The following is a 10,820-nucleotide window of genomic DNA, read 5'->3' as shown; positions in this document are numbered from 1 at the left end:
TGCGTAACATAAAGCAAGTTTAAAATTGTTGCAGGTTAAACACAGCGATGCTGAGCCAGCAGGCGATTATAAGAGAATTGAGATGTGCGCTTAATCATTGATTGATGCGGTCGGTAATTTTCAATCTTCTATATCTTTAAAAATCTATGGTACATAGCCGTCCCTGTAAAAAGCGCAATCCAACTTTTATTTATTTGTAACTGATGCTCAAATGCAATGGCTAGTAAGCCACTAATGAAAATGATGAGAAGTAAGGTGAGTTTAATATCCATACCTGCGTCTATTAAGGGTGTGTTTTGAGGCGCAAAGGAATAGAGAATTTACAAATCAAAAACTGATTTAAATCAGTAAGAAAACTGGATTTGGTTAGTTTTTTCCCGACATGTAAAATCCCTTGCTAGGCTAGCAAACAAAGGATTGAATAAGAAAAACCAGATGAGTTTCCCCATCTGGTTTGTATTTTTGAGAACGACTATCGTTCTGTTTATTTCAACAAAGTCTGTTTTCGGTCCGGACCAACAGATACAATGTCGATAGGCAAACCAACATGCTTTTCTATGAATTCTACATAGGATTTCAATGTAGCAGGAAGATCATTGTACGAAGTTACTTCGGTCAAGTCCTCAGACCAGCCTTCCAAAGATTCATACACTGGGGTTACTGTATCGTCATTTAGATCATAAGGCATCTGATCGGTCAGATTGCCATCCGCATCTTTGTAAGACGTACATACTTGAATGGTGTCAAAACCCGAAAGCACATCTGCTTTCATCATATAGAGACGCGTAGCACCATTCACCATGATGGCGTATTTCAATGCCGGTAAGTCCAACCATCCACATCTTCTTGGTCGACCAGTAGTTGCTCCAAATTCTCCTCCATTTTTTCTTAGCAATTCGCCAGTCTCATCGTGAAGTTCCGTAGGGAAAGGTCCACTACCTACTCTGGTACAGTATGCCTTGAATACACCGAAGATATCTCCGATCTTATTTACAGCGACACCCAAACCAGTACAAGCCGCAGCTGTCGTAGTATTAGAACTAGTCACGAAAGGATAGCTGCCAAAGTCGATATCTAGCAAGGATCCTTGCGCTCCTTCAGCCAAGATAGACTCACCATCGGCTAATTTTTTATTCAAGTGATATTCGCTATCTATCAACTCAAAAGTTTTCAAGAATTCAACTCCCTCTAAGAAAGCGGCTTCAAGCTCCGCCAACTCAAACTGGAAGTCGTATCTAGACAGAATATCTAGATGTCTTTGTTTCAAAGCATTGTATTTTGCTTCAAAATCAGGACTATTGATATCCCCTGCTCTTAGACCTACTCTAGAGATTTTATCTTCGTAAGTTGGGCCAATACCTTTTAGGGTAGAGCCAATCTTTTTATCACCCTTGGCATTTTCGTAAGCACCGTCAAGAATCCTATGCGTAGGCAAAATCAACTGTACTTTCTTCGAGATCAACAAACTGTTTTTGTCATAGTTCTCAAATTTCTCCAACGCCACTATCTCCTTTTTGAAAATAGCCGGATCAAGTACTACTCCATTACCAATTACGTTTTGAGCTCCTTTGTGAAAAATACCAGAAGGGATCTGGTGCAATACGTGTTTAGTATCTCCAAATTTCAAGGTGTGGCCAGCATTGGGTCCACCCTGAAATCGAGCAATTACGTTATATTTTGGAGTGAGATAATCTACAATTTTACCTTTTCCTTCATCTCCCCATTGAAGTCCAAGCAATACATCTACAGACATGTGGTAATTATTTATTTAGTTCTTCTTTCGCTGCGGCTATTCCATTCACTATCGTGAATATGGCATTGAGTTTTGTGATAGCCAATAGTTTCTTAACATGTTCGGATGGGTTCACAATAACCACTTCACCACCTTTATTTCTAAACTTGGTCAGGATTGTGATCAAAACACCAATACCGCTACTGTTGATGTATCTCACTTCGGAAATATCCACAGCACACTTGATGATGTTGTTGCTTAACGTATCATTTACGGCTTCAATAATCTCAGGACCATTTTCCTCGCCAATGAGGTCGCCTTCAAAATTAATGAACACCAAGTCACCTTCGTGATTTATTTTATAATTCATAGGGTGAGTATAATTTATTTTTTGTCAGTTTTTTCTTTTGCAAAGAAATACAACGAGTGATGGGTAATCTCAATATCAAACATGTCCTCGAGGGTCTGTTTGATGTTTTGAATTCGTGGATCGCAAAACTCTAATACTTTTCCGCTATCCGCCATCAAAATATGATCGTGCTGTCGGAAGCCGTATGATTTCTCATATTGAGCCAGATTTTGACCAAACTGATGTCTGGTCACTAGATTGCATTCCACCAATAAGTCCAATGAGTTATACACTGTCGCTCGACTTACGCGATAATTTTTATTCTTCATACTGATGTATAAAGTCTCCACATCAAAATGACCTGATTTGCTATAAATCTCTTCCAGAATCGCATAGCGTTCTGGTGTTTTACGCAAAGACTTAGATTCAAGGAACTCAGTAAAAATGTTCTTTACCTCCTCGTAAATCTTGGTCTTAGGATCGATATGATGTTTTATTTCGCTCACTGCTCGAACTTTCTAAAGCACGGTTGTTTTTCCGCGGGCAAATATAGCCTATTAAAGATATTATTTATCATATAAGTCAAAGCGACTCACACTTTCTATACCTTCGACATTTTTCAACTTATCCAGCATGGTGTTGAGGTGACTGGTATCATCCACGTACACCGAAATATTGCCTTCAAATATGCCGTGATCAGTATCTATAGTTAGTGAACGCATATTCACTTTCAAGTCAGTTGAAATGATAGACGTAATATCATTGACCATTCCTATTCTATCTGTTCCAATCACTTTGATTCCTGCCAGGAATGCAATTTGCTGCTGCGAAGTCCACTTGGCTTTGATAATTCGGTAGCCATAGTTGGACATCAGTTCAGTGGCATTGGGACAAGAGGTTCTATGAATCTTTATTCCTTCACTTACCGTCACAAAACCAAAAACGTCATCCCCAGGGATAGGTTTACAACAATTGGCAAATTTGTAATCCACCACATCCAAATCCTCTCCAATAAGAAGCATGTCTGCGGTACCTGTATCATGTACTTTTTTGATGGTCTTTTTGACATCCTCGGCACTTTCCAATTTAGCTCGTTTTGGCTTTTTAGGAACTTCCTTCTTGATCTCACTGATTTTTTTAATGTCCTTGGAATCAATCTTCTCCGTACCCACAGCATAAAAGAAATCGAGTGGGCTCTTGGCTCCGAAGTAGGCTACTAATCGATTGATTGTCTCATTATTTAAAGTAAGCTTGATCTGCTTCAGTTTTCTGATTACGATCTCTTTCCCTTCAAAAGCAGCCTTTTTCTTCTCTTCTTTCAAGAAGTCCTTGATGCCAGATTTCGCTTTCGAGCTAACGACAAATCGCAGCCAATCTTCTTTTGGTTTCTGCTTAGAAGAAGTAAGAATCTCTACCTGATCACCGTTTTTGAGTTTGGTATTGATCGGCACCAACTTATGATTGATCTTGGCTCCGATACAACTTGCACCCACTTCCGAATGCACATCGAATGCAAAATCTAATGCAGTTGAACCATTAGGCAGGGTAATCAATTTACCCATTGGAGTAAATGCATAAACTTCTTCCAGAAATAGGTTCGAACGAAAGTCATCTACAAACTCAATCGCAGAAATGTCATTCTGCTCTAAAGATTCTCGTACGCGATTGATCCACATGTCCAAGGCCGATTCGTTTTCCTTGGCGGATCCATCTTTATATTTCCAATGGGCGGCATACCCTTTCTCGGCAATATCGTCCATTCGTCTAGTACGAATTTGCACCTCAACCCACTGGCCTTTTTTGGTCATTACGGTAGTATGCAACGATTCATAGCCATTCGCTTTAGGAATACTTACCCAATCTCTTAGTCGATCTGGGTTCGGTTGATAAAAATCGGTCACGATTGAGTACACGTGCCAGCACGCCGCTTTTTCTTTTTCTAAATCTGTATCAATAATGATCCGAATAGCGAATAAATCAAAGACCTCCTCAAAAGGGATGTCTTGTTTTTTCATCTTTTGCGCTATCGAATAAATAGACTTCGTACGTCCTTTGACCTCCACAGCATAGCCCTGGTCATTGATTGACTTTTGAATCGGACGGATGAAATTTCTTATAAACTTATTTCGATCATCTTTAGACTCTTCTATTTTTTCTGAAATAGCATCATAATCTTCGGACTCCCTATACTTCATAGACAGGTCTTCTAATTCCGTCTTAATAGCATAAAGTCCTAAGCGGTGCGCCAAAGGTGCATACAAATAAAATGTCTCTGAGGCTATCTTCAACTGCTTATGACGAGGCATACTTTCCAACGTCCGCATGTTGTGGAGACGGTCCGCCAATTTGATTAGAATCACCCTAGTATCACTGGAGAGGGTAAGCAGCATCTTGCGGAAATTCTCCGCTTGCTCTGACACACTCTGACCTGGAACACCTGAAATCTTGGTCAAGCCATCGATGATCCGCATAATTTTGACCCCAAACTCACGTCGGATGTCTTCCAATTCCCAGTATGTGTCTTCTACTATGTCATGCAGTAAGGCTGAAATAATCGAAGTGGTACCTAAACCAATTTCATTGACACATATGTCTGCAACTTCCAGTGGGTGATAGATATAGGGCTCACCGGATTTCCTACGCATATCTTTATGCGCTTCTACAGAAATATAAAATGCCTTCTTTATTTCCTTAGCGTCATTGTCCTTCAAAAATGGTTTGGCATGACGGAGCAATTTTCGGTAGCGACGAATGATCTCCTTCTTCTCCTCTTCTTCGTCAATCACTACTGGTGTATCCATATTTAGACCCATGTTTTATGGTATAAAAATCTACTAACAAAGTTACGCTCAAACCCTCTCATTTTCAGGGCTGAAAAAAACAAAAAATATTTACGTTCCTCTATTGCCTAATTAAATTATCTTCCTAGCTTTGCACTTCCAAAAATTTCACACATGCGGATGTGGCGAAATTGGTAGACGCACTAGACTTAGGATCTAGCGCCGCGAGGCATGGGGGTTCGAGTCCCTCCATCCGCACAAATAATCACCCTCTTTCCTGTAATTGTTCAGGCTAGAGGGTTTTTAATTTTTTGAATTCATACCATAAAAGATCACGATTTTGGACATTCAATTAGATCAAATTTCGAAAACAGAGGCTCTTATTAAAATTAATTTAAAGGAGGCTGATTATCAACCCAAAGTTGAAGAAAAACTAAAGGAGTACAGCAAGAAAGCTCAGATCAAAGGATTCCGTCCTGGAAAAGTTCCTCAAAGTCTGATCAACAAAATGTACGGTAAGTCCATCCTTGTAGAAGAAATCAACCAAATGGTTTCACACAAAGTGATGGATTATATCAAAGAGAATGACATTCAAATCCTGGGAGATCCACTTCCTAATGCCGAGAAAGCTGCGGATATGGATTGGGACAATGGAAAGGACTTCGACTTTGAGTATGAAATAGGTATCGCACCAGAGTTTGACGTGAAGTTAGACGGCAAATTGAAAGTAGATACTTTCTCTATCAAGATCGAGGACAAATTGATCGATGAAACAGTAACTAATCTCCAAAAACAATTCGGTGAAACCACCAACCCAGAGGTTTCCGAAGATGGCGATTCGCTTTACGGAGAGATCGTGATAGAAGGAGATGATGAGAATGCTGCTGGAACGCTACTAGACTTCGATCACGTAGAGAAAAAAGTTCAGAAAGACATGATCGGCAAAAAAGCTGGTGATGTGATTGAGTTTGATCCAGCGAAAGCCATCAAAAACGAAGATCAGCGAAATGCATTCTTAGCCACAAACCAAGGATTAACTGGAAAAATCAAATTCGAGGTTAAGAAGGTAAATAGAACGGCACCTGCTGAGATCAATCAAGACATGTTCGACAAGACTTTTGGTAAAGACGCCGTAAAGTCTGAAGAAGAATTCAGAGAAAAAATTAAGGTTTCGATTAGTGAAAACTATGTAAAAGAAACGGAAGGATATACTGAATTAAAAATCAGAGACAAGTTCATCGAAAAAACCAAGATGGAATTGCCTGACACTTTCTTGAAGAAATGGTTGGAACTTTCTAACAAAAACAATTTGACGAAAGAGCAGATTGATACAGACTATCCTTTATATGCGAACGACTTGAAATGGTCGTTGATCAAAAACAAAATCTCGAAAGATAGCGAGATCAAAGTGGAGCATGAAGAAGTAGTAGAAGAAGCGAAAAACATGATCAGAGTGCAATTTGGCTCAATGGGCATGTCTGATGCGATGGAGCAAAACATCGACTCATTTGCTGACAACTACTTGAAAGGTGAAGAAGGCCAGAACTACATGAAATTGAACGAAAAAGTGTTCAATGACAAAGTAATGGCTCACATCAAAGAAAATATCTCAATCAAGGCTAAAGAAGTAACGGCCGACGAATACAGAGAAAAAGCCTAAGGAAAATACCTTGTTTTACAAAAACCTGTCTAGTCATCATTTGATGGTAGGCAGGTTTTTCTTTTTATAAGTCGTTTAAATAAGCCCTGACTTGTGTCTCACGCCAGATCATAAGAAAAGATGGTTCGTGAAGAAACGAAACCAGAGCATCATTTGAATTTTAAAAGAAGGTAGCAATTAAATAGCATAAACTTTTACCTTCGTGCTCCGTCTTTATGCAAAGCCCTTTGTATTATGGACTTTTTTAGTTTTTTTGTACCTGTATATAACACCAATAGAAATGGATAAAAAAGAATTCAGAGATTTCGCCGTAAAAGGCCAAAACATAAATGGAAACACATTCGATCAATACACCGGTCATATCGAAAATATGACACGTGCTGTGATCGAAGAACGCCCAACTAACTTCCGTGAGATTGATGTATTTTCAAGACTCATCATGGACAGAATTATTTTCCTAGGCATGGGTGTAGATGACAACATCGCCAATATCATCACAGCACAGTTGTTATTCCTGGAGTCAGTAGATGCAAAGAAGGACATCTTACTCTATGTAAATAGCCCAGGGGGATCTGTATATGCAGGGTTAGGCATATATGACACCATGAATTATGTGAATCCAGATGTGAATACTATTTGCACAGGATTGGCTGCATCTATGGGAGCTGTATTGCTAGCTGGCGGAGCAGCAGGAAAGAGAGCTGCACTACCACATGCCAGAATTATGATCCACCAGCCCATGGCAGGTATGCAAGGACAGGCGTCTGATATGGAGATTTCATTGAAGCAAACACTTTCAGTGAAGAAAGACTTGTACGAGATACTCTCTAAGCATAGTGGAAAAACTTATGACCAAATCGAGAAAGACTCTGACCGAGACTACTGGATGAAAGCTTCTGAAGCCAAAAAATATGGCTTGATCGATGAAGTTCTAGAACGAAAAGCTGACGATTAATCGTTATCTTTGAAAAATTTATTGAACAAATGACCTTATTAGGTCATTTGTTGTAAATAGGAAATGGTTATTAGTTATTGGAAAAAATAATTATTCCAATAACCATTAACTCAATAACTTGTAAAACGAATGATGCGACAAACGGCTGTTTGCATAACATGAAGTCGCGAAAATTCATAAAATCACGAGAATAATGGCTCAAGTAACCTGTTCATTTTGCGGAAGGAATAAGAAAGATGTTGATTTGATGATTTCAGGGATTCATGCTCACATCTGTGACAAATGTATCGCGCAAGCCAATCAAATATTGAGCGAGGAATCGAACACCAAGAGTAACTTGGATACACCGAATTTCAACCTCATCAAACCCGTTGAAATGAAAGAACACCTCGACCAATTCGTGATTGGTCAGGACGAAGCTAAGCGAGTGATCTCTGTAGCGGTTTATAACCACTACAAGAGATTGTCTCAGCCTTCTGAAGACGATGAGGTGACGATTGAAAAATCAAATATTGTAATGGTGGGAGAAACCGGAACAGGTAAAACTTACCTGGCCCGATCACTTGCCAAAATCCTTCAGGTTCCATTTTGTATTGCGGATGCTACTGTACTCACAGAAGCTGGTTATGTAGGTGAAGATGTAGAGAGTATCTTAACTCGATTACTTCAGGCTGCTGACTACGATGTAGAAGCTGCTGAGCGTGGCATCGTATACATCGATGAATTGGACAAGATTTCACGTAAGTCTGATAATCCATCCATCACCAGAGATGTTAGTGGCGAAGGAGTGCAGCAAGCATTATTGAAGCTTTTAGAGGGTACCTCAGTAAATGTGCCTCCGCAAGGCGGACGAAAGCATCCAGATCAGAAAATGATTTCTGTGAATACAGAAAACATCCTATTTATCTGTGGTGGAGCTTTTGATGGTATCGCTAGAAATATTGCTACACGTTTGAATACACGCCCATTGGGATTCAACAATAAGAAGACAGACACTTACGGCGAAATAAACAAAGACAATCTGTTGCAATACATCACTGCGATGGATTTAAAAAGCTTTGGCTTAATTCCTGAATTGATTGGTCGTTTGCCTGTATTAACGCACTTGAATCCATTGGACGATAAAGCACTTCGTCAGATATTGACGGAACCAAAAAATGCTCTGGTGAAACAATATACAAAGTTGTTTGACATGGAAGGCATCGAAATAGAATTCAAGAAAGGCGCGTTGGATTATGTGGTAGAAAAAGCACTAGAATTCAAATTGGGTGCACGTGGTCTACGTTCGATTTGCGAAGCTATCATCAACGATGCGATGTTTGAGTTACCTTCTGAGAAAGACGCCAAGAAGCTTGTAGTAACTAGAGCCTATGCTGAAGAGAAATTCGAAAAATCAAAGTTGAACAAATTAAGAGTGGCTGGTTAATTCCGACCCTCCTTTTTTTAAGAAAAAATCAATGCCCAGTTTTACTGGGTATTTTTTTTAGACCTTACGAAATAAGCACATAGCATTTTTTTATTCGTAATTGCAAATTTTATCTATAGATGGTTAAAATGGATGGGATAGGTGAATTACCCAATCGAATTAATTAGGCAAAAATCAAATGTAAACGGCTTGCTTATTGAGTAATACTAGATAAATAAATTATCTACATAAAAATACAGGTCTTATGGATTTAGAGAAGCTAAAATTTGATACAGAAAACAATTTGAGCGGCTTTTATGCTAGTGGTTCACTCAGGCGAATAAATGATGAATTGAGCTATTATAAAATATGGCATTTTGATCCTGTCAATAAAAAATTTATCTCCATACAAGTTAATCCAAAAGGAAGCGTGTATGAGTTTTTGGAAAGCTTCAATTGGAATGAGAAAACTGAATCCATTTGGCGTGGCTCTTACAAAGTTGTTGTAAATAATGAAAACGTTTGGCTAATTACAAAAGGGTTGTACTCTCCTGAACAAGGCAACATGGACGATTACCAGGAAGAAGTCTTTTTAGTTCAGGGTAAAACGCTGCAACAATATAAATATGGTCAAAAATTATGGGCTCCAGTGGAGTTTGTAAAATCTTCTCATGAAAACAATATACTTCTTACTGAAGACAAAATGGAATGTCCTGAATTCAGATACGAACATTGTGGCAACCCATGGTCTGCTAAAAACAACTAAGGAAATCAGTTGCACTTTTGTTCATTAAAATAGTCATAAAACATATTAATTGAGTTTCACATAATTAAGCCCATCTCGATAACTATCGGGATGGGCTTTGAAAAAATTATAAAAGGAAATTACTTTATTGGATTCAATCCAAACAATGGTCTCAAAAAGACTATTCTACGAATCACAAATTCATAAAGTAAATAACAACCAATATTAGTAAAGAGTATCAAGATCAAAAATTTGTACCAAGCGGATAGCTCCAAACCAAACAGTATAACTGACCCGAGATATAAAAATATCATATGAATAATATAGATTGGATAAGCTGCCTGACTCAAGTAACTCAAAACATTACTTGGCTTATTTAAATATCGGTGCCCAAAGCCAAAAACTGTAAATACCCAAAAATTGGATTCTATTGCCATGAGGTAATCTGGACTTTTTAATTCGAAGTGTAAGAGTCTAACCAGGTACAACCCAAGCGCTATCACGAGCAGAACATACCGATAATTCATCACTGTCTTCCAAAAAGCATCTCCAGAAAACACACAACAGAACCCAGCAAAGAAGGCAACTAGACCCAACCAAAAACCATGCATGGTCATGGCATACATTTCAAAATTCTCAGGTTGAACAAGTACAGCCTCAATCACAAAAGGCACCGAAATCGCCAATAGACCTACAGGATGGCTAAACAATTTCTTCAGTGCACTATGGAATTTTCCATTTGTCTTGAGATAATAGAAGACAGGAGAAAGAACCAGAACATAAATACAAATATTCCCTAAGAACCACAGATGCGCCGGGTTAAATATATAACTATACTCCTGGTGATAATAGTCTTGCCATAAGAAAATATGCAAAGGAACTATGGCAATCATACCGAATACAAAAGGAATCAGAATTCTTTTTGATCTTTCCACCAGGAGCTGCTTCCAGTCTCTTCTCTGAATGGCGAAATACACCCCCATTCCAGAGACAAAAAACAGCAATGGAATTCTCCAAACATTGAGCATGGACATAGGCACCCATATACTTTCCAGAGAACTGTTGTTTTGAATGAATCCGATAAACACACCCCAAGGCTGAAAACCTATGGCAATATGATATACCAGCAATAGTGCAATGGCGATAACTCTCAACCAATCGATGTCGTATCTTCTATCCATGGACATATCTAAT

Annotated in this window: 9 protein-coding genes and 1 tRNA gene; 5 read left to right on the top strand and 5 right to left on the bottom strand. The window is 38.8% G+C overall.

The features are described 5' to 3' along the window. Nucleotides 1-484: 484 nt before the first annotated feature. Genes ACOQO5_RS00540 through ACOQO5_RS00525 form a run of 4 tightly spaced genes read right to left on the bottom strand, consistent with a single transcriptional unit; the run spans nucleotide 485 to nucleotide 4,882 of the window. Complete coding sequence (locus tag ACOQO5_RS00540; RefSeq protein ID WP_420579720.1) at nucleotides 485-1,753, bottom strand: adenylosuccinate synthase; 1,269 nt, start codon at nucleotides 1,751-1,753, stop codon at nucleotides 485-487. Between the two features lie 7 nt (nucleotides 1,754-1,760). Next, the gene (locus ACOQO5_RS00535; RefSeq protein WP_420579719.1) at nucleotides 1,761-2,102 is read right to left on the bottom strand and encodes an STAS domain-containing protein; all 342 of its coding nucleotides are present in this window, start codon (nucleotides 2,100-2,102) and stop codon (nucleotides 1,761-1,763) included. Nucleotides 2,103-2,116: 14 nt separating this feature from the next. Beyond that, entirely contained in the window at nucleotides 2,117-2,587 is a 471-nt protein-coding gene (locus ACOQO5_RS00530; protein ID WP_420579718.1) for a Fur family transcriptional regulator, read from the bottom strand. A gap of 60 nt (nucleotides 2,588-2,647) precedes the next feature. Next, nucleotides 2,648-4,882 carry a RelA/SpoT family protein gene (locus tag ACOQO5_RS00525; protein WP_420579717.1) on the bottom strand — a complete coding sequence of 745 codons (2,235 nt, stop codon included), beginning with the start codon at nucleotides 4,880-4,882 and terminating at the stop codon, nucleotides 2,648-2,650. Nucleotides 4,883-5,037: 155 nt separating this feature from the next. Here ACOQO5_RS00525 and ACOQO5_RS00520 point away from each other — a divergent pair. The 5 genes from ACOQO5_RS00520 (at nucleotide 5,038) to ACOQO5_RS00500 (ending at nucleotide 9,647) form a co-directional block, all read left to right on the top strand. Next, a tRNA-Leu gene (locus ACOQO5_RS00520) sits at nucleotides 5,038-5,119 on the top strand. A gap of 82 nt (nucleotides 5,120-5,201) precedes the next feature. After that, nucleotides 5,202-6,521, top strand: coding sequence for a trigger factor (gene tig / locus ACOQO5_RS00515; RefSeq protein ID WP_420579716.1), 1,320 nt, complete (start codon nucleotides 5,202-5,204; stop codon nucleotides 6,519-6,521). A 280-nt stretch (nucleotides 6,522-6,801) separates the two neighbouring features. Next, nucleotides 6,802-7,476: a ClpP family protease gene (locus ACOQO5_RS00510; protein ID WP_420579715.1), complete on the top strand. Its 675-nt coding sequence runs from the start codon at nucleotides 6,802-6,804 to the stop codon at nucleotides 7,474-7,476. Between the two features lie 193 nt (nucleotides 7,477-7,669). Then, nucleotides 7,670-8,902 (top strand): ATP-dependent Clp protease ATP-binding subunit ClpX, encoded by a 1,233-nt coding sequence (gene clpX, locus ACOQO5_RS00505; protein ID WP_420579714.1) that lies wholly within the window; start codon nucleotides 7,670-7,672, stop codon nucleotides 8,900-8,902. Nucleotides 8,903-9,146: 244 nt separating this feature from the next. Then, nucleotides 9,147-9,647 (top strand): hypothetical protein, encoded by a 501-nt coding sequence (locus ACOQO5_RS00500; protein WP_420579713.1) that lies wholly within the window; start codon nucleotides 9,147-9,149, stop codon nucleotides 9,645-9,647. A 119-nt stretch (nucleotides 9,648-9,766) separates the two neighbouring features. Here ACOQO5_RS00500 and ACOQO5_RS00495 read toward each other — a convergent pair whose 3' ends face one another. Continuing rightward, the gene (locus tag ACOQO5_RS00495) at nucleotides 9,767-10,807 is read right to left on the bottom strand and encodes an acyltransferase family protein (protein WP_420579712.1); all 1,041 of its coding nucleotides are present in this window, start codon (nucleotides 10,805-10,807) and stop codon (nucleotides 9,767-9,769) included. Between the last annotated feature and the right edge of the window lie 13 nt (nucleotides 10,808-10,820).

This window comes from Reichenbachiella sp. (assembly GCF_965223055.1).
GTDB lineage: Bacteria > Bacteroidota > Bacteroidia > Cytophagales > Cyclobacteriaceae > Reichenbachiella.
Note: the sequence above shows the minus strand (reverse complement) of the source record. Positions and strands in the feature narration are given on the sequence as shown.

Coding starts and splice junctions, on each gene's coding strand:
- ACOQO5_RS00540 (WP_420579720.1), bottom strand. CDS start 1,753: ATGTCTGTAGATGTATTGCTTGGACTTCAATGGGGAGATGAAGGAAAA.
- clpX (WP_420579714.1), top strand. CDS start 7,670: ATGGCTCAAGTAACCTGTTCATTTTGCGGAAGGAATAAGAAAGATGTT.
- ACOQO5_RS00510 (WP_420579715.1), top strand. CDS start 6,802: ATGGATAAAAAAGAATTCAGAGATTTCGCCGTAAAAGGCCAAAACATA.
- ACOQO5_RS00525 (WP_420579717.1), bottom strand. CDS start 4,882: ATGGATACACCAGTAGTGATTGACGAAGAAGAGGAGAAGAAGGAGATC.
- ACOQO5_RS00535 (WP_420579719.1), bottom strand. CDS start 2,102: ATGAATTATAAAATAAATCACGAAGGTGACTTGGTGTTCATTAATTTT.
- ACOQO5_RS00500 (WP_420579713.1), top strand. CDS start 9,147: ATGGATTTAGAGAAGCTAAAATTTGATACAGAAAACAATTTGAGCGGC.
- ACOQO5_RS00495 (WP_420579712.1), bottom strand. CDS start 10,807: ATGGATAGAAGATACGACATCGATTGGTTGAGAGTTATCGCCATTGCA.